Here is a 20,626-nt window from a genome sequence, read left to right on the forward strand (position 1 = left end):
CAAGTAAGAAAAGACCTACCTTTGACCTAGCTTGAATACTCTTCTGTATGGATGGGAAGGAAAAAACCATAGATGATGGGACTGGGGGATGATTAATAAAGTTTAGATATTTTTTTATTAATAAAGTAGTTTTCTGGGTCAATTATCGTGCGATTCTTTTTAAAAAATGCTACAATAAAGAAACTAATGTCTATAGCTAAGATAGATGGAGGGAAACCTGATGACTAAAGTACAAACAAAAGATTTAATTAAACAATTTAATTTGGAGTTAATCTCAGGTGAGGCCGGACTTGATCGAGAGTTCATAATGAGTGATATTTCTCGACCTGGAATCGAATTAACAGGATACTTCCGATATTATCCGAAAACACGCATCCAGGTGCTTGGAAAAACAGAAATATCTTATTTTAATGAATTGTCCAAAGAGGAAAAGATTGATCGATCTAAAAGACTATGTACAGATGTCACACCATGTATTGTGATTACACGGGGTTTGGATGCTCCGCAGGAATTGATCGATGAATGTGAAAAAGAAAATGTACCTTTACTACGTTCACCATACAAAACAACCCGAGTTGTCAGTCGTTTGACCAATTTCTTAGAGGCAAAATTTGCACCTTTTACCGCTATGCATGGTGTTTTAGTTGATATTCATGGGGTAGGTGTGATGATCACTGGGCAAAGTGGTGTTGGTAAGAGTGAAACAGCATTGGAGCTTGTTAAACGTGGTCATCGTTTAGTTGCAGATGATAGTGTTGAAATCCATCAAGAAGACTATGATCGTTTAATTGGGACTTCTCCAGAATTAATTGAGCATTTACTTGAAATAAGAGGGCTAGGGATTATTAATGTGATGACATTATTTGGGGCAAGCGCCGTTCGTTCACATAAGGAAATTGACTATGTCATTAATTTGGAAATCTGGGATGACAAAAAGCAGTACGATCGAATTGGGATGGATGACGAAAAGATTCGAATTATTGATGTCGAGATTCCGAAAACTACATTACCTGTTCGACCAGGGCGAAACTTAGCTGTTATTATTGAAGTCGCAGCAATGAATTTCCGTTTGAAGCGGTTAGGTGTGAATGCAGCCGAAGAGTTTTCAAATCGCCTAACACAAATGATTGATCAAGAGAAAACAAATCTAGAGAATGGTGTTTCATTCGATTAATATGAAGGAGGAAATATGTTGGTATTACTAAATACACCACTAAATCCAATATTCCTTGAGCTAGGTCCAATTACAATTTATTGGTATGCGATTATTATCGTCACAGGTGTGATCATTGGTCTGTGGTTAGCAACAAAAGAGGGGACACGTTTAGGTTTACCTAAAGAACTTTTTAGTGATTTGTTATTATGGGCATTACCGATTGCGATTATAAGTGCACGACTTTACTATGTCTTATTCGAATGGGATCGGTTTGTTGGAAGACCCTGGTGGAGCATATTTGCAATTTGGGAAGGCGGAATTGCTATTCATGGCGCATTAATTGGTTCAGTTGTTACAGCCTATGTATTTGCAAATCGAAGAAATATTCCGTTTTGGAAGATAGCAGATATTGCTGCTCCAAGCATTATCATCGGACAAGCAATTGGTCGTTGGGGTAACTTTATGAATCAAGAGGCGCATGGAGGACCTGTATCGGATGTGGCCTATGAAAATTTTATCCGTTTCCTACCTGACTTTATTGAGAATCAAATGGTGATAGATGGTGTCCTTTACCATCCAACCTTCTTATATGAATCGATTTGGAATTTACTTGTTTTTGCGGGTTTATTGTGGCTTAGAAAACGGAACCCACTTCGAGGTGAGGTCTTCATTAACTATGTTATTTGGTATTCAGTTGGTCGCTTTTTCATTGAAGGATTAAGAACAGATAGCCTTTACATATTTGATTTGTTAAGGACAGCACAGCTCATGTCAATTATCCTCATTATCTCAGGTCTTGTATTAATTGTTTATCGACGTAAAGACGATCGAGTTAATGTTAGATATAACGGCAAAAAGGTTTAGTCATCAGACCTGCTAATTTTAAACTAAATTAGCAGGTTGTTTGTACATATAATATGGGACTAATACCTTATGAATAGAAAGTAGCTTAAATAAATAGAGATATTAGTTAAGACGAGGGGTAGAATAATTTGAAAATAAAAACTTTATTATTTGATTTAGACGGAACATTAATTGATACGAATCCATTAATTATTGAGTCATTTATATACACAATAAAAAAACATACTGGACAGATCTATTCAGAGGAAGAAGTTCTCCCGTTTATTGGGCCGCCATTAATTGATTCGATGACAAAGATAGATGCTGAACAAGCAGAAGCTATGATGGCTACATATATCGACCACAATCTAGCTATTCACGAAGCTTATGTTAAACCCTATCCAACAGTTGTTGAAACAATCAAAACATTACATGAAAGAGGCTACAAATTAGCGATTGTGACGACAAAAATGACTGATACAGCTCGATTAGGATTAAAGATTGCAGGTTTAGAACAGTATTTTGATGTTGTTATTGGTTTGAATGAAGTTGAACATGCTAAGCCACATCCAGAGCCAATCTTTAAAGCGCTAGAGGAGTTAAATAAGACCCCTGTTGATGCCTTAATGGTTGGTGATAATTACCATGATATTGAAGCTGGTCAAAACGCAGGTACCAAAACTGCAGGTGTTGCTTGGGCTATTAAAGGAAGAGAAACTTTAGCTGCACTAAGACCGGATTATATGTTAGAAGAACTAGCTGATTTATTAACCATATTAGAGGTGGATTAAATGAGAAAAACTGAGCGTTTTCCAGTAGAAGGTTCAAATTCGCTTTGGCAAATCTACCAAACGGTCCCTTTTTTCAAAGTGATCAAAAACTTTCTGGTCATCCAACTCGCTCGCTATACACCTTGGTTATCAGTGAAAAATTGGCTGTACCGAAATTTACTTGGTATGAAAGTTGGAGATAAGACTGCTTTTGCTCTTATGGTTATGGTTGACCTTATGTTCCCAGAGCGAATATCAGTTGGCAAAGACACGATTATTGGTTACAATACGACAATTCTAACTCATGAATATTTAATCCACGAGTACCGTTTAGGTTATACGAAAATCGGTGATCAAGTGATGATTGGTGCAAACTGTACGCTATTACCGGGAGTGACGATTGGTGATGGTGCAGTTGTTGCAGCTGGAACGATCGTGACAAAGGATGTAGAAGCAGGGAGCTTTGTTGCAGGTAACCCAATGAGAGTTGTACAAACAGCAGAAGAAATGGCGAAAAGTAAAAAAGATTAACTTTACCATGACATAAGGGGGGCATAAAAGATGGGACTATCTAATCGAAATCGTATAGAGACAAGACAATTATTACAAAGTCAAACATTTGACCTACTTATTATTGGTGGTGGATTAACTGGTGCAAGCATCGCACTTGATGCAGCAACTAGAGGGATTAGCACGGCCCTCTTAGAGATGAATGATTTCGGTTCTGGTACTTCTGCTCGTCTATGTATGTTAACTTCCGAGCAAGAAAATGACGATTATAAAACGTGGAAACAATTAGAGATTGAGAAAGCTGTAATTGCAGAAAACTTCTCAACATTGTATCGACCAATCGATGGACTCCATGTTAAATATAAAGGCGATCTCGATATTAAAGATTTTAACATAGTGAAAAAAGGGTTCTTGTTCCCCTTTAAAAGAAGACATGGCAATAATCCATCACAACTATTAAGAAGAAAGGAAGTATTGCAACTTGAGACGCAGCTAACACCTGCTAAATTAGAAGGTGGTTTACTATATAAAAATGGTCTAATTGATCGTTCAACTATGACAGTTGAGTTAATTAAGAAAGCAGATCAATTGGGAGCTAAGATGATGAATTATTCAAAAGTAACGCACTTCATTTTTGATGAGAATGATTCCATCACAGGTGTAGAAGTAGAAGATCAGATAACAGGTGACTTGTCTTTCATTTACGCCCGTCAAATGATCAATGCGACAGGCCAGCCGATTGATCAAATCAAAGGCGTAAAGCAGTCATTCCAAAAGGTGACTCCATTACAAAATGTAAACAAGCAATCACAAATTCTGATAAATCATCCACCATTAACTAAACATGTTTTATCATTTAATGACAATGATAGTGAGGCATTTTTAACTGTTATTCCATTAGGAAGTCAGTTTTTAATTACTGCTACAGAAGAAGTAAAACAACCGATTGATTTTGAGCAGACACTCAAGGTAGAAAAATTAGAGCAATTTTTAAGAGCCTATAATCGGATCATTCCAGGCCAGGATTTGACAGTAGAACAAATTTCAGATGTGAAAGTCGCTTATGAGAGAAAGTATCAATATAAGGATGATCTTACTGATCTTGTTTTATTTTCAAAGTCTGGTTTAATCACAGTTTTAGGGACTTCAATTACATCTTACCGTTTATACGCAAGTGAAATTGTTGATGTCGTGGCTAAGGGATTGAAAAAAGAGTTAAATATACTTTATTCTGAATCAGATACAAAGATTATTTCAATTAATAAAGCGCCTAAAAAGTTGATGGAAGATTTATATCAATCATCGGAAACAATGTTGATAAGCGATCAGAAATTGGCTGAGATCATTGTTTCCTATGGTGACCAAGCTGCCGATGTCTTATCATATGTTAATCAAAGTGACCCATATATTAAACGTTATCAAATTGACAGATTATTGTGTGTTGAATTGTTATATTGCATAGAGAATGCAGCAATCTATACACCTTTAGATTTCTTTATACGTCGCTCTAGATTAACCTATGATCGAACTGATTTAATCAATCAGTCAAGTGGGATCTTAAATTTATTAGCGGACCAACTCGCTTGGACAGAAGAAGAACGTTCTTACTTTGAGAGAGAACTAAGAATTTGGTTGCATGACCTAAATCGTTAAATTCTAAAGTAGATTGTTTGTAAAAGTTTTAAGATGGAAGTCGTGTCGCAAACCAAGGTTTACATTGGATTTGTTAATCCCTATACGCAAAGGGAGTATTTTAAGAGCAATTCATCGAAGGATAATACTCCACTCTCTTTTGACAAAATATAAGAAAACTATAAAAGAGGCAACAGATGACGAAAACGAATAACGACCAAATAAATAAACATACTAAAGCTGTCATCCCCTTTATCCCGGAAGCTGATTTTTATTTCTCTAAAGGGGTTGATGCTTTTTATAAAAGGAAATTTGACCTTGCTTTAAAGTGGATGAAAAAGGCGGCAGAGGCTGATCCAAATGAAGCACTTTATCCAGCTCAAATGTCGATCGTCCACACAGAAATGGGCGCTTATCATTTAGCCAATCAAATCTTAACAACACTTCTAGAAAACCATAGTGAAGATTATCCGGATTGTTACTATTTAATCGCCAATAATTGTGCCCATCTTGGTTTATTAAAAGATGCACAGAAATATGCCTCGATTTATTTGGATAAACAACCAGATGGGGATTTCAAATCGGAAGCTGAGCAACTGCTGACATTATTAGAACTCAGCCTAGCTGATTACGATGATGAGATTGATATTCTACAAGAAGATGAGCTGATGATTTATCAGGAAACAGCCTTTTATCACTTACAGAGGAAAGAATGGGAATCTGCCCGTGCGATTCTGACCGAAATGATCGGCCGTTTTCCCAGTCATATCATCGCACAGCATCAGTATCACTATGCTCTTTTCTTTACGGGTGAACGAAAGAAAGCAATCGAATTGGAGGAAGCAATTTTTCGGCAACAGCTTGATTCCACACAATCAATGACAAATTTAATTGTCTTTTATTATGAAGAAGGAAAAATCGATCAGATGGAAATCATTTTAAAACAATTAGAAAATATCTATCCAATTCATTTTGATCAATCCTTGCGTGCTGCTGCTACATTTGCTCATGTTAACTATTTCGATCAAGCTTATCAGCGTTTTAATTTATTGCCTAAAGCCAAACTTAAAGCTAATCTAGATTATTTCCGTTACTACGCTAAGACAATACATGCATTGAAATCAGAATATCAAGCAGAGAAGATTTGGGCTGAAGGTTGTAAACTGCATCCTGATTTAGCCTCTGAATCAGTACCCTGGCTAGATTGACAAATCTGTGAGCAGATAAGTAGACGGCTTTGTTTTAAAATACGATAATGGGTATATAAATGAATCTTCTTTAAGGATTTTGAATAGAAGGGATGAAAGTGAAAATGTCAGAACAAGAAATTTATGACGTGATTATTATTGGAGCTGGTCCTGCTGGTATGACGGCTGCTGTCTATGCCTCACGAGCCAACCTAACGACATTAATGATCGAACGTGGCATACCAGGTGGCCAAATGGCAAATACAGAAGCTGTTGAAAATTACCCAGGTTATGAAAGTGTCTTAGGACCTGATCTATCAAATAAAATGTTTGAACACGCTAAAAAGTTTGGCGCAGATTATGCCTATGGTGATATCACAGAAATTATTAATGATCAACCCTATAAAACGGTCATTGCTGGTGATAAAAAATATCAAGCAAAAACAATCATTATCAGCACTGGCGCTAAACATAAAACAATCGGAGTCCCAGGAGAAGAAGAACTGGCTGGACGTGGTGTTTCTTACTGTGCAGTATGTGACGGTGCTTTTTTTAAGGATCGGGAACTCATTGTTGTCGGCGGAGGAGATTCTGCGGTTGAAGAGGGCGTTTATTTAACACGCTTTGCTAGTAAGGTAACAATCATTCACCGAAGAGATGAACTAAGAGCACAAAAAATTTTACAAAACCGAGCATTCAAAAATGAAAAGGTTGATTTTATTTGGAATACCATTCCAAAATCAATCAATGAGCGTGACGGGAAAGTTGGTTCAGTCTCTTTAGAAAATGTCAAAACGGGTGAAATATTCGAAAAGGAAGCAGCTGGCGTCTTTATCTATATTGGACTCGAGCCACTGAGTGAACCTTTTAAAGCATTAGGGATTACAAACGAAGAAGGCTATATTCCAACGAATGAAAATATGGAAACGAGCATTCCAGGAATTTTTGCTGCAGGAGATATTCGTGAAAAAACATTACGCCAAATCGTGACAGCCACAGGTGACGGCAGTATCGCTGCAGAAAGTGCTCAAGCCTATATTGAACAGCTAGAAGAACAACTCGAAAAAGTAAACTAATCCCTATCTAGAGATTGAAATTAAAAAGATAAGAAGCTTTACCTGATCTTAACCAGCCTGTAACACGACTGAAACAGAGATAAGTTATACTAAAGATAATTAATTAACCCCCTTTTTTAAATATATTTTATTGATGCACAGACAAAATTTTGTCTGTGTTTTTTTTGTTCAATGTTAATAAAGGAAAGCGGAGTTGGCAAAGTGACTTATTTGAATTGATGGTTATTTAGAAGAAATAGGTGGTTTTTTATTTGTTTCTACACTTCTGATTTTAAAAAAACTAGCGGAAAAGATTCATCATTTGTGTTGATTAACTTTTAAAAATTAAAAAATATCCCTTTCCTTTTAAATGTTTTTTAATAACAAACATTGATATGGATGGGTTCTCCTTAATTTACTCTATGGACACATTGATGCTATTTAGATACGATTTATTTGCGATAAATGATCGACTTATTATATTAAATGCTAAAGGAGTCCGGAAAAAATGGGCGAAGTAGTGACAAACAAACAGATATTACAAGCCGTTTTGGATTTAGCAAGTGGACAGACTCCCTTAGAGAAAAAATCGATACAGTTGAAACTAGGCTGAACGCAAGAATTGATGAGGTCACTACTAGGTTGGATGCAACACATACTAAAATCGATGCTGTCGAAGCCAAATTAAGTGAAAAAATTGATGCAGCAAGAATCGAATTAAAACAAGGGATAGAAAAGGTGGATAAAACAGTAGATTTGACAAATAGAAAATTTTCGATTGTTTCTGAAGGTCTGATGACGTCACAGGCTGAGATAAGAGAGTTACAAAGTGTTAATAACTTGCTTTAATCTACTCCCTATTAACCGAACGTTTTTCTCATAGTGTGCCTTCCTATATCATCACGTTCTAAAAAGTTACCAGCATTTCTTAACATTCTATAAACTTGCGATGTTGTAATGTGATGATTGCCTTTTTGGCTCTTAAACAAAAACTTATCTTCATGTTTATCCTTTGTGTAAATATCTAATTCATTTAAATAAAACATTAATTTAAATGTAAAATAGGGAAGGGTAGCTGAAAGAAATAATCAAGGTGGATACTCTATTTAGATAAATAGGTTTAGAATGGTTTTTCTAGAATAGAAATTCAACAGATGTAAAGGTATTTTAAAAGTATAGAATGTAATGAAAAGTAAAAAACAAACATTGCACTTCTAGTCATAATTATAGAAAGACAATGCTTGCTATTCCTTGTACATAGTTGAAAGTGTATCGAAATGTTGTGATTATGATTTATAAAAAATAGTGTTTCATAAAGTAACTATTTCTATTTATCCCCATGTATAAACAGCATTATAGATAATACAGCCAAATACAATAGTCCAATGTGTATGTTAATTACATTCAAGATATATTTAATATAATAATCGGTTGTTAACATTAGGCCGCCTTCAGAATTCAAAAAAGAGAGTTCAAAGTAACGAATTAGTTATCTAAAAAATAGTAGGTATTCTACAGGATTTATGAGTCATTAAGTATATGTTTTTTCACAAAAGATATCTTATTTAGTGGTTCTGTTTCATGGGTGGTAATAATTATACCTTTATCCATAGAAATAAGATTATTAAATTGATCACACATGTACTCCTTACCGCTAGTATCAACACCTGAAAAAGGTTCATCAAACAAATACCAATCTCTGTCTAGACAACAAATTGTTGAAAAGTAAAGCCTTTTTCGTTCGCCACCAGATAAAGATCCAATTCTCTTATTCCAATTACTTGTAAACTCTTCTGTTAAACCATATTTTTCAGCGTATTCAAAAAATAAGGTTTTATAGTTTTTAATTCCTTCCAATGAAAAAACAAAGTGCACAAAGTCTTTAAATTTTAACTTATAAGAAAAGTAGAGGTTCTGATTTAAATAAACAAGGCTATCGTTCCCACTTATTTCTCCAGTATATTTCTGATTAAGGTTACTAATACAATCAAGCAGCGTTGATTTCCCTGCACCATTCGGTCCATATATGTAATTGAATCCCTTATTTAACGTCATATTCACATTATGCAAAATATCTTTGTAAGTCACACTATTAATCTTTATCATAATTATCACCTGCTTTCTAGTGATATCACAGAGTATTTTTTCAGACTAAATAAGCCGAGTATAATCGAGGAAATGGAAACAATTGAATATAGAATGTATCCATTAAGTGTATGATCAATTAAAAGGTCCCCAACTATTCTAATGAGGTTGAAATGATTAAAATCAGTCGAGAAGAGAGTAATAAATGATACTAACATTAATATTGAGACAATAGTACTTACGTCATTTGCGTTTATTTTTGTGATCAGCGTTAAAGTGAATGACAAAAATGCTATAGGTATAGAAAGAATTATTAAAAAAGTTGAATAGTATGTCAACTGAAACATATTGAATTGAAAAATTATACTGGCAGTTATATTAAAAAGTAAGAAACTAAAAAAAATAAACGTCATTTGTGTTAATATGTTAGCAAAAAAGAATTCGTATCTAGATTCTGTTATTGAAAAGTAAGTTTTAAGTAATCCCTCATTTCTCAATTTTGCAGCATGGATTCCAACTCCGTAAAAAAAACATGAAATAATGATAAATGCCCAAAAGAAACGAAGGTCATACAAAGAATGGATATTATTGATGTTTAGAGTCAAAAATATAACTGGCAACAATAGTGACCATATTAAAGTGAAAATTTCATTTCTTAACATCTTAAGATTCAATATATAATAAGCTTTAACTACTCTCATAATAAGCTCCTTTCTTTTATGGGAATGGAATTACCACGATGTTTTAGTCCAATGATAATCCCATATTATCTTCAATAAAATCATATATTGAAGAAGGATATAGTTTTGGATTCAAATGTGGGATCAGTTTTCATCTTGTGAAATGTTGTTTAATGGAGAAAGTGGATTGTCTTTATTTAGTCATTCTAATAGTCTAGCTTCTTGGAGTGCTTGGTTTCCTTAGAGCTTCTTCATCGTTCTTATCTATCCCAGTTCTTGATGTAATGAGCTTATTCTCGGAGAGTAAAATGACAAAATAAACCGAGGAACTTGTTAGATTTTTAGCTCGAAACAGTTCAACTTTTTCGCTAGAATAATATATCTTTATTATCAAATGATTAAATTTTTCCTCTTTCTTTATATAGACTCCTGGGTATTTATACCAAAATAACATCATTTCATTTTTCTCTATAATATCAAAATATCTAAAAGTAAAATATCAATAGCTTTTAGATAATCCATTGCTTCTAATTCTTCTTCCCTTAATAAACATACTTCTCTATAAAATTTCAAAATCCTTCTTTAATTCTGAATAAATTGCTAAATCTCTTAAAAATTACGAATAGGTTTTTACCTTTAGTATATCGTATAAAATCATTGTTTATGAGAATTCTTGTGAACCAAGTACCGCAAAGAACCACAAAAAATCCAATTTGATGAGGTTTGAAATAAGTTTATCCATATAACTAGCCTTAATCCGATGTAACAAATATAACCCCCAATACCTTTAAGGATTGGGGGTTATATAGCAGCTTGATTCGTTTATCTTACACTAAGCAAGGGGAGAGTTCCTCAACTATAATAAAACGGATCAACCGCTCTAGGTTGGGAATAACAATCGATCATTCCCATATGCATTTTAAATAGATTATTTCAGGCAGTGAAAGTGATTTTGAATATTTACCGTTTCGCCTTATAGCCGAGTAAGCGCATGGCATTGAGGATGACGGCAAGGATACTTGCTTCATGAACGAGCATTCCAATGGACATATTCATCCAATCACTAAAGAATACACTTGCTAATAGGACGAGGACAACCCCAATGGCAATGATTATATTTTGTATCATATTATGAGCAGTTGCCTTCGTTAAGCCTAAAGCATGTGGTAAACGACTAAAGTCTGAATTCATCAACACAAGATCAGATGTTTCAATCGCGACATCTGTTCCGTTCCCCATTGCAATACCGATATCTGCCAAGGCTAAGGAAGGACTGTCATTCACCCCATCACCGACGAAGGCTACAATTTCACCCTTAGCTTGTAAATTTTTCAGATAAGCTGCCTTATCTTCGGGTAACATATGCCCATGCGCTTCAGTTAAACCAAGTTCTGAACTGACTAAATCAACTGTTCCCTGATTATCACCTGAGAGAACGACTAAGTTTTTTACACCTAAGCGTTTTAGTTTTTGTAGATCATCCTTTACTTTTTGACGGATTTGATCCCGTATACCCAGCAGAATTTTTAATTCTCCATCAACTGATGTAAGAACGAGGGAATTTCCATTTGCCTCATATTTTTTAATATCTGTCCGAATTTGTTCATCTAATCTAACATTTTCAATTTCCATTAAAGCAAGATTTCCAACCGCAACTCGGTGGTCATTGACTGTTGCAACAATCCCTCCACCTTTTATCACTTCTGTGTCCACCACTGTAGAAAGTTCTACTTCACCAATATCATCCAGAACGGCTTTGGCTAAGGGGTGATCAGATTCATGCTCGATACTCGCTAGGTAGCCCCGTGCTTCTTCTATATTTGACCCATAATATTTTTTTTCAGCAACTTTTGGGTTGCCCACTGTTAATGTTCCTGTCTTGTCAAAAATAATCGTATCGACCCGACTAAAATCATGAATGACTTCGCTCCCTTTTAAAAGAACACCATGACGTGCCCCATTACCGATTCCAGCCACGTTTGAGACAGGGACTCCAATGACTAAGGCACCCGGACAACCTAAGACTAAGACTGTGATGGCTAATTCAATATTTTGTGAGAACAGCCAAACAAATATGGCTAAAACTAATACAGCGGGTGTATAGTATTTTGCGAAGCGATCGATAAAGCGTTCTGCTTCAGATTTTGAATCTTGTGCTTCTTCGACTAATTCAATGATTCTACCGAATGTCGTATCTTCACCAACTCGATCTGTCTTAATTTGAATTGTCCCATTTTCTAAAATGGTCCCAGCAAATACATGGGCATCTTTACTTTTTCGAACCGTTTCTGATTCACCTGTGATACTCGCTTCATTAATGTATCCCTCACCTGTTAAAACAGTTCCATCTACTGGTACTTTGGCACCTGTTTTAACGAGCAAAATATCACCCTCATCCACATCATCAACTTCTACTTCTATAAATTGCCCATCATCCATTTGCTTTAAGGCACTTTCAGGGGCAATTTCTGTTAATTCTTTAATCGCTGATCGTGTTTGGTTTAATGTACGTTGCTCTAGGTAACTACCAAATAAAAATAAAAATGTTACAATTGCTGATTCTTCAAAGTTTTGAATTAAAAAAGCACCAACAACAGCAATGGTTACTAATACATCAATACTAACAACTTTCACTTTTAAAGCTTGATAGGCTTGAATGGCAATTGGTGCTACACCTAGAATTGAAGCAATAATTAAGGTTCCATTAAAAAGGGTCATATTATCTAGAGCAAATCGACCAAAAAAACCAAAAATAATGAGTAATCCACTTATCCATGTCAATCGTTTTTTTTGTTGCAGGATCATTTTTTGCATGAATTCTCCTCCTCTTTCTAATCACATTTTAAATTGATATTCATTTTTCTTTATAGATTAACTATATCGTGTTAATAGTTTAGAAAAATTGATCCCTATCAAGATCTGAAATTAAAATTTGAAATGTAATTGAAGACTAAAATTTGAGATAAAAAAACTAGAGCTTAGTGTTTTGTCATGATAAATAATCATTTAAAAATGATCTAACTTATCTAAGCCCTAGAAGATAAATATGATAGTTTAATTAGGCATTCTTATAGAGTTGCTCTGCTTCTTTTAATAAGTCAAATGTAGCAACAACTGTTCCACAAGTATCATCTGGTGCCTGGTAATTGTTTGTCAGTTCACGTATTTTTTCAAATTCCGGTCTTAAATCTGCCTCTTTATCTTGTTTGTATTTTTCACTAATATTTTGGAAGGTACTTCGAAGTTCTTGGAATTCTGGGTGATGTTCACCGTGAGCACGAATGATTGCCTTTGTATAAAGATTTAATGTATCGAACTGTTCTAATCTAAATTCTGAAAAGCTTTTAGCCATTTGTTGTTCATCCTTTCTAAATTTAATATCTGACTTTTACTAGGCCTTTTTCACTTTTGAATGGATAACTGAGTAACCTAGTTTTTCAATTGCTTTTTCAATTGTTTCAATCGATGTGATTTCAGAGTCGAAATTCAATTTAACCTTACTTGAATTGAATAAAACCTTAACACTATCTGCATCAACACCGTTTTGTCCTTTAACGGCGTGTTCGATTTTTTGTAGACATGATGGACATGATAATGTTTCTAGTTGGAGCATTGCTTTTGACATAATGATATTCTCCTTTGTATTATTATTTTTGTTGATTGTGTTTCACTTGATAGTTAAAGTATATCCTGATTAGCTGGATTAAAAATTGACGAAGATCAAGTTTCAGAATTTTTTCGAGATTAATTGACTATAAGGCCCAGCTTCAATCTTACTGGGTCATCCAATTGCATGATAAATGTGGGCCAACAGTCAGTAAAAGCCCGAAAGGTTCATCTAATCCATTCACTTTTTTCGTCGTTATGACGTAAAAAAATATATTAATGAAACAAGTATGCTTTCCCTAGTGACACGATCGATGATGATTTCGATAAACGTGATTGCTAGTCAGTGTTAAGCAGTTATAGTATAATGTAGAATGAATATAGTAGAAATGAGTGAGTCAAAATGCAACGTGTAACGAATTGTTTAATTATAAATGGTGATGAAGTTCTGCTGTTAAAAAAACCACGTTATGGATGGTATGCGATGCCAGGTGGGAAAATGGAACCTGGTGAATCTATATATGAATCCGTATTAAGGGAAGTAAAAGAAGAAACAGGATTAATGATTGATACACCTCAACTATATAGTGTTGCTACAATGACAAAGGCCTCAGCTCAATCACCAAAAGATGAATGGATGATGTTCACTTTTAAAACAGAACAATTTTCAGGAGATTTGGTTACGGAAACTCCTGAAGGTGAACTGGAATGGATTCCACTTGTAAAATTAGATCAAATCCCCACAGCACCGAGTGATCGGTTGATACATCAGTATATATTACAGCATGATAAACATCTTTATGGTAGCTTTGATTTAGATGAGCAGGACCAATTGATTAGTTATCGTTTGAACGACAATTAATCAGGGAGGATGGATAAAATGACAGAAAGTCAAGAAACAAAACTAGTGATCATAACAGGTATGTCTGGTGCAGGAAAAACTGTAGCCGTTCAAAGTTTTGAAGACCTCGGTTACTATTGTGTCGATAACCTACCACCAGCTTTATTACCCAAGTTTTTAGAATTGATGAAGGATGCAAATAATACGATTAATAAAGTAGCACTTGTGATGGATTTGCGCGGCCGAGAGTTTTTTGATTCCTTATTTGATGCTCTTGACCATTTAGCTGAATCGGATTGGTTGGAGGAGCACATTTTATTTTTAGATGCTCAAGATAAGATGCTTGTATCAAGATATAAAGAAACAAGACGTAATCACCCGCTAGCGCCAGAAGGCTTACCTTTGGAAGGGATTCACCAAGAACGTCAGATATTAGCTGATTTACGGGGAAGAGCACAATTCTTTATTGATACAACCAACTTAAAACCAAAGGAATTACGGGAAAAGATTATTAGCAAGTATGGTGAAGAAGAGCAGAGGATATTTTCACTTCATATGCTATCTTTTGGCTTTAAATATGGAATGCCAATTGATGCGGATCTTGTCTTTGATGTTCGGTTTTTACCTAATCCACATTATGTTGATCATTTACAACCAAAGACAGGCTTAACAAAGGATGTTAGTGAATATGTTTTTAAATGGACAGAAACACAAAAATTTATTGAAAAGTTATTAGATTTATTAAGCTTTATGTTACCTCAGTATAAAAAAGAGGGTAAGTCCCAGCTTGTTGTGGCGATTGGTTGTACTGGTGGTCAGCATCGGTCGGTTGCCATCACTGAACATTTAGCCAAGTATTTTTCAAATCAATATATCACCCATGTTTCTCATCGGGATATAGATAAAAGAAAGGGACATTAAATGATGGAATCCAATAATCAAAAAAAAGTAACCGTTATAGGTGGTGGGACGGGAATGCCCGTCCTTTTACGTGGATTAAAGCATTACCCAATTGACTTAGCAGCTATTGTTACAGTTGCTGATGATGGGGGTAGTTCAGGACGTTTAAGAGCCGATATGTCTATGCCTGCTCCCGGTGATATCAGAAATGTAATTGCAGCTCTGGCAGAAGTTGAACCGATGATGGAGGAATTATTCCAACATCGATTTACCAATGGAGACGGCTTAGTCGGTCATTCAATGGGAAATTTATTTTTAGCGGCAATGACTGCTGTAACTGGTGATTTCTATACAGGCATAAAAGAAATTGCCCGTGTATTTAAAGTGAAAGGTAAAATTTATCCGATTGCCAACCAAAATCTATTTTTACATGCTGAAATGCTTGATGGTGAAATTATTGTTGGAGAGTCTAAAATCCCTTTAGCCAATAAACAAATCAAGCGTGTATTTGTTGAGCCGAAATCAGTTGTTCCACTCCCTGAGGCCATTACCGCAGTGAGAGAATCAGATTTGGTTGTGATTTCACCTGGGAGTTTATATACGAGTACTTTACCAAATCTTGTTGTGCCAGAAATCGCTAATGCACTTCGGGAAGCGAAAGGGAAGGTTGTCTATGTTTGTAATGTCATGACCCAGGCTGGTGAAACTGCGGGTTATACAGCTACCGACCATGCCCAAGCGATTATCGATCATGTCGGAGAAGGTTGCCTTGACAAAATTATTGTTCATAATAAAGAAATTACAAAGGCAGTTAAGCAAAAGTATGCAAAAGAAAATGCAGAACCAGTAGAATACGATCGTGAAAGGTTAGAACAATTAGGGTTAGAGATTATTGAACGAGACATCATTGATGAACAACAACAGTTTTTGCGTCATGATACAAAAAAAGTAGCGGAAGTTCTATGTTCTTTAATTGGTATCGATCCTAAAGAATAGGGAGGTGAGATAACCATGTCGTTTGCATCAGAAATAAAAAAGGAATTAACTCAAATTGAAAATAGTGATTGTTGTAAAGAAGCTGAATTAGCTGCCCTTATTCGAATGAACGGTGTGATATCAATCGCTGGGTCTTCGTATGTTTTAGATATACAAACTGAGAATGCAGCCATTGCCAGGCGAATATATACATTGATCAAATCACTTTATCCATATCCGATTAAGCTTCTTGTTCGAAAAAAGATGCAATTAAAGAAGAATAATGTTTATATTGCACGAATTGAAGAGGGAGCGAAGGATATTTTACAAAGTTTAGATATTTTAGGCGAACCCTTTATCTTTATTCGAACGATTTCTAAGAAGTATTTAGAAAAAGATTGCTGCAAGCGTGCCTATTTACGTGGTGCCTTCTTAGCCGGTGGTTCAGTTAACAATCCTGAGACTTCATCATACCACTTAGAAATTTTTAATTCTTATCAAGAACATAATGATTCACTATGTGAATTAATGAATACATTTGGTCTTCGAGCTCGAATTTTAGAGCGGAGAAATGGTTATATTACCTATATTAAAGAGGCGGAAAAAATAACTGAGTTCCTGAATTATACAGGTGCACACCAAGCCCTCTTTAAATTTGAAGACGTTCGTATTATGCGTGATATGAGAAACTCCGTTAATCGAATTGTTAATTGTGAAACAGCAAATTTAAACAAAACAATTGGTGCAGCATTTAGACAGGTAGAAAATATTAAGTTAATTGACAAAGTTGTTGGGTTAGAGACCTTACCCGATAAGCTACAGGAAATTGCTAAGCTGAGAATTGAACATCAAGATGCTTCATTGAAGGAATTAGGTGAGTTAGTTACTGGAGGAACGATTAGTAAATCAGGAATTAATCATCGTCTGAAGAAAATTGATAAGATCGCCGATCAACTTAGACAGGACCATGGACTTGACTAGAAATATAATAGACAGTTCATTGAACATGGCTAGATTGAAGACTTGCTAAACCCTGTAGTAATCTCTTGAATATGACGACTACTATTTTTCGCTCAATTTCCTGGTATGGAAGTTGAGTGGTTGCAAATCTAAATATCCCCTTAAAAAGGGCAATTTCTCAAGTATTGAGGCTTTGTCTTTTTTTAAAAGGGGGCCTTACATGAAAAAACTAATCATAAGGGACCATCAATTGGTTAGAAGCGTTAAGTAAACATCATTTTTATGCGACTGATAAATAAATCATTAGATGTGTTTTTTTAGGGTTATAATCGGGTATTTATAAACATATAATTCTATCGTTGGTCAATGATCTGGTCAAATATGTGTATGATCACAGGATTACAATCTCTGGATCAAAAATTCTCAATATCAAGAATAACTGACCAATATTCTTGTTTTTGATTTGGGATAAGGTTCAGTAAAGCTCAACTAGTTCATCTTTATTCATTTTAGGAGGAGATTTCCTCATTGAATGGGGATTTACTATATTTAATAAACAGTGTGAAGGAATTTATCTACTGTTTAATGAGTTTCATCACTATTTAGTTAATATGATCTAATTGAGAGGAGCACAATGGAATGGTGGAAAAGTCATTGGTTGTAGGAGTTGAACCAGGTATACAAGCAGATATCGCTGCACAGTTTGTTCGCGAAGCTAGTCAATTTATAGCAGAGGTTTTCTTGGAGAAAAAAGGTCGCCGGATTAATGCAAAAAGTATCATGGGTGTTCTAAGTCTGGCCATTGCGCGTGGCGAAACAATCACTTTATTTATTGATGGTCCGGATGAGCAAGAAGCAATCAACGCTTTGACAGCATTTTTAACGGAAGAAAAATAGTTTTCCGTGGATGAACTGACTGTAAGCTCCCAATTTTAATAACAGCAGGGAAACCAGCGGTAATGATAGTTGCAGCGATTAAACAAGTCATCATTTTTAACTGATGGCTTGTTTTTTGTTAGCAAGGAAGGTTGCCTTTTCCCAAAAAAGTTTTGTTTAAATGATCAAAGTAAGATAAACTGAAACTATAGAAAGGATATCTGAAATATTGAACTACTTAGAATTTTCAAACAATAGAGGCAAAAAATAATGAATAGGAGAGGAGTAAGCGGATGACCTTAAAAATTGAACAGGTGACGAAGCGATTTGGGGATTTTACCGCTGTTGATCATTTATCACTGGAAATTCCAAGAAACCAAATTTTTGGTTTCCTTGGATCGAATGGGGCAGGCAAAACCACGACTTTTCGGATGATTTTAGGTCTCATTGATCAAACGGAAGGGAAGATCACTTGGGATGGGGAAGCTATTAATTATCAAAGAACGGATCAAATTGGTTATTTACCAGAAGAACGGGGACTATATCCCAAGTTAACAGTTAAAGATCAAATCATTTACTTGGGCCGACTGAAAGGGATGAAAAAAGGTGCTATCTTAGGCGAATTGGATAAGTGGTTGGAACGTTTTAAAATATCGCATTATATGGATAAAAAGGTTGAAGAACTTTCAAAAGGAAACCAACAGAAAATCCAATTTATTTCTGCGGTTATTCATCAGCCTAAATTATTAATTTTAGATGAGCCCTTTAGTGGTCTTGATCCTGTTAATGTTGAACAAATGAAAGATGCTGTTGTTGAATTAAAACAAAACGGAACAACGATTGTTTTTTCATCCCACCAAATGGCTACGGTTGAGGAGTTATGTGAATATTTGTGTATTATCCAGGATGGAAAGCCAGTTATACATGGTAGTTTAACAGAAGTCAAACGTTCCTTTGGAAAGAAGAATCTATTTATCCATGCAGATTTTGAATTGACCTTTTTAAAAGATTTACCTGGTGTAGTGAACCAAAAAATAACTTCTGAAGGTTGCATTCTACAAATAGAAAGTGAAGAAGTCTCACAATCTATATTAGAAGCTGTACACCAAAAAGGTATGGTCCGGCTGTTTGCTTTAGAAGAACCCTCCCTGAATGATATTTTCATCGAGAAAGTGGGGAAATCATATGAATAAGTTTTGGATTGTACTCGCTCACACTTATTTAACTCGCATTAAATCTAAGTCATTTCTTGTAACGACAGCAATATTTCTGGTTTTCATCGTTGGTTTAGGCAATATCGATCGGATCATTGATTTATTTAGTGGGGATCGGATAGATCAAGTAGCTGTTATTGATGATACAAATCAACTTTTTCAAGAATTGGTTCAGCAAAATGAACTTGCGGATACCAGTTTTGAATTAGTTGCTTATCAGGACACACTTGCTGAGGCGGAAGAGGAAATCTTGTCTGGAGAGTTAACGGGTTTACTCCATATTCAAACAGAAGAGGAAGGGTATTTTTCAACAATTTATTATACAGATCAATTAATTGATCAATCGATTCAACAACAATTGACGAATGACTTACAACAAATTAAGGTTGCTTTGGCAACGGCTGATCAAGGCATTGACCAAGCTGTTCTTGAAGAAATCTATCAACCTATTGAATTTGAAACGCTTGCAGTTGAACTTTCTGATGGTAGGACGGCTCGCACGGAAGAGGAAATTGGTGCCGCCCGTGGTTTAGTTTACGTCATGTTGTTTGTTCTCTATTTTTCAGTCATTCAGTATGGGAATATGATTGCAATGGATATAGCCAATGAGAAATCCTCCCGTGTGATGGAAATATTAATTTCAAGTTCATCACCAATTAGCCAAATGTTTGCTAAAATCACAGGGGTTGCTTTGCTAGGCTTAACGCAAATCTGTTTATTTATCGGTGCTGGCTACTATGTTATTGAAAGTAGATCGGATGTGATGGAAGGGGATATGTTCCAGTATTTTGGCTTTTCAGATGTAGCTATGTCGACATATCTATATGCGATCATCTTCTTCCTGTTAGGTTATTTACTTTATGCAACCCTTGCGGCCATGCTTGGTTCACTTGTTACTCGTATGGAGGATGTTGGGCAGATTATGTTACCAATGACCTTGTTAATTGTTGTTGCTTTTATGATCTCAATGTTTGGAATTAATATGCCAGAATCAAGTTTGATTACAATCGCTTCTTATGTTCCGTTTTTTTCTCCATTAGTTATGTTTCTGCGTGTTGGTTTACTAGAAGTACCTTTATGGGAAGTTGCCCTTAGTATCGGCTTATTATTGTTAACGACTTTTGCTTTAGCCATCATTGGAGCGAGAGTTTATCGAGGTGGGGTACTGATGTATGGTAGAAGTACATCGCTAAAAGATTTTAAACAGGCTTTACAATTATCGAAGAAAGATTGATAGAATTGACGACCCAATTTACAGGATTACAGTAAATTGGGTTATTTAATCTTCATTTCATCGAACGTGCATTCGTTCTAGAAGTTTGGTAAAATGATAGCA

At 35.2% G+C, this 20,626-nt stretch carries 19 protein-coding genes; 15 read left to right on the forward strand and 4 right to left on the reverse strand.

The genetic code is table 11. The features are described from left to right. Positions 1-220 precede the first annotated feature (220 nt). The 8 genes from hprK to KQI76_RS02295 all read left to right on the forward strand — a co-directional run bounded on the left by hprK (position 221) and on the right by KQI76_RS02295 (position 8,002). Entirely contained in the window at positions 221-1,174 is a 954-nt protein-coding gene (hprK, locus tag KQI76_RS02260; protein ID WP_216398680.1) for an HPr(Ser) kinase/phosphatase, read from the forward strand. Positions 1,175-1,189: 15 nt separating this feature from the next. Further along, on the forward strand, positions 1,190-2,020 hold the full coding sequence (lgt, locus tag KQI76_RS02265) for a prolipoprotein diacylglyceryl transferase (protein WP_216398681.1): 831 nt from the start codon (positions 1,190-1,192) through the stop codon (positions 2,018-2,020). Positions 2,021-2,148: 128 nt separating this feature from the next. Further along, the gene (ppaX, locus tag KQI76_RS02270; RefSeq protein ID WP_216398682.1) at positions 2,149-2,790 is read left to right on the forward strand and encodes a pyrophosphatase PpaX; all 642 of its coding nucleotides are present in this window, start codon (positions 2,149-2,151) and stop codon (positions 2,788-2,790) included. Continuing rightward, a complete protein-coding gene (locus tag KQI76_RS02275) occupies positions 2,791-3,300 on the forward strand; it encodes an acyltransferase (RefSeq protein WP_216398683.1) in 510 nt (169 codons plus the stop codon). Between the two features lie 30 nt (positions 3,301-3,330). Beyond that, positions 3,331-4,932 carry an FAD-dependent oxidoreductase gene (locus KQI76_RS02280; RefSeq protein ID WP_216398684.1) on the forward strand — a complete coding sequence of 534 codons (1,602 nt, stop codon included), beginning with the start codon at positions 3,331-3,333 and terminating at the stop codon, positions 4,930-4,932. 176 nt (positions 4,933-5,108) lie between these two features. Next, entirely contained in the window at positions 5,109-6,119 is a 1,011-nt protein-coding gene (locus KQI76_RS02285) for a tetratricopeptide repeat protein (RefSeq protein ID WP_216398685.1), read from the forward strand. A gap of 104 nt (positions 6,120-6,223) precedes the next feature. Beyond that, positions 6,224-7,174 (forward strand): thioredoxin-disulfide reductase, encoded by a 951-nt coding sequence (trxB, locus tag KQI76_RS02290; RefSeq protein ID WP_216398686.1) that lies wholly within the window; start codon positions 6,224-6,226, stop codon positions 7,172-7,174. Positions 7,175-7,795: 621 nt separating this feature from the next. Then, a complete protein-coding gene (locus KQI76_RS02295; protein WP_216398687.1) occupies positions 7,796-8,002 on the forward strand; it encodes a hypothetical protein in 207 nt (68 codons plus the stop codon). 672 nt (positions 8,003-8,674) lie between these two features. On the opposite strand, the gene KQI76_RS02300 is transcribed toward KQI76_RS02295, so the two are convergent. From KQI76_RS02300 to KQI76_RS02315, 4 genes are all read right to left on the reverse strand, one after another. Beyond that, the gene (locus tag KQI76_RS02300) at positions 8,675-9,259 is read right to left on the reverse strand and encodes an ATP-binding cassette domain-containing protein (RefSeq protein WP_216398688.1); all 585 of its coding nucleotides are present in this window, start codon (positions 9,257-9,259) and stop codon (positions 8,675-8,677) included. Positions 9,260-10,878: 1,619 nt separating this feature from the next. Next, on the reverse strand, positions 10,879-12,732 hold the full coding sequence (locus tag KQI76_RS02305; RefSeq protein ID WP_216398689.1) for a heavy metal translocating P-type ATPase: 1,854 nt from the start codon (positions 12,730-12,732) through the stop codon (positions 10,879-10,881). A gap of 244 nt (positions 12,733-12,976) precedes the next feature. Continuing rightward, positions 12,977-13,270 (reverse strand): hypothetical protein, encoded by a 294-nt coding sequence (locus tag KQI76_RS02310; protein WP_216398690.1) that lies wholly within the window; start codon positions 13,268-13,270, stop codon positions 12,977-12,979. 39 nt (positions 13,271-13,309) lie between these two features. After that, the gene (locus KQI76_RS02315) at positions 13,310-13,543 is read right to left on the reverse strand and encodes a heavy-metal-associated domain-containing protein (protein ID WP_216398691.1); all 234 of its coding nucleotides are present in this window, start codon (positions 13,541-13,543) and stop codon (positions 13,310-13,312) included. Positions 13,544-13,927: 384 nt separating this feature from the next. Between KQI76_RS02315 and KQI76_RS02320 the strand changes: the two genes are divergently transcribed. From KQI76_RS02320 to KQI76_RS02350, 7 genes are all read left to right on the forward strand, one after another. Beyond that, the gene (locus KQI76_RS02320; RefSeq protein WP_216398692.1) at positions 13,928-14,386 is read left to right on the forward strand and encodes an 8-oxo-dGTP diphosphatase; all 459 of its coding nucleotides are present in this window, start codon (positions 13,928-13,930) and stop codon (positions 14,384-14,386) included. Between the two features lie 18 nt (positions 14,387-14,404). Continuing rightward, complete coding sequence (gene rapZ, locus KQI76_RS02325; RefSeq protein WP_216398693.1) at positions 14,405-15,286, forward strand: RNase adapter RapZ; 882 nt, start codon at positions 14,405-14,407, stop codon at positions 15,284-15,286. A gap of 3 nt (positions 15,287-15,289) precedes the next feature. Then, a complete protein-coding gene (locus KQI76_RS02330) occupies positions 15,290-16,261 on the forward strand; it encodes a gluconeogenesis factor YvcK family protein (RefSeq protein WP_216398694.1) in 972 nt (323 codons plus the stop codon). Between the two features lie 15 nt (positions 16,262-16,276). Next, positions 16,277-17,221, forward strand: a complete 945-nt coding sequence (gene whiA, locus KQI76_RS02335; RefSeq protein ID WP_216398695.1) for a DNA-binding protein WhiA — start codon at positions 16,277-16,279, stop codon at positions 17,219-17,221. 618 nt (positions 17,222-17,839) lie between these two features. Continuing rightward, positions 17,840-18,097, forward strand: coding sequence for an HPr family phosphocarrier protein (locus KQI76_RS02340; RefSeq protein ID WP_216398696.1), 258 nt, complete (start codon positions 17,840-17,842; stop codon positions 18,095-18,097). 272 nt (positions 18,098-18,369) lie between these two features. Beyond that, positions 18,370-19,269 (forward strand): ABC transporter ATP-binding protein, encoded by a 900-nt coding sequence (locus KQI76_RS02345; protein WP_216398697.1) that lies wholly within the window; start codon positions 18,370-18,372, stop codon positions 19,267-19,269. Continuing rightward, complete coding sequence (locus KQI76_RS02350) at positions 19,262-20,524, forward strand: ABC transporter permease (protein ID WP_216398698.1); 1,263 nt, start codon at positions 19,262-19,264, stop codon at positions 20,522-20,524. The genes KQI76_RS02345 and KQI76_RS02350 overlap by 8 nt, the downstream gene beginning before the upstream one ends. Positions 20,525-20,626: the final 102 nt, after the last annotated feature.

This window comes from Amphibacillus sp. MSJ-3 (assembly GCF_018919165.1).
Taxonomy (GTDB): Bacteria; Bacillota; Bacilli; order Bacillales; family Amphibacillaceae; genus Amphibacillus.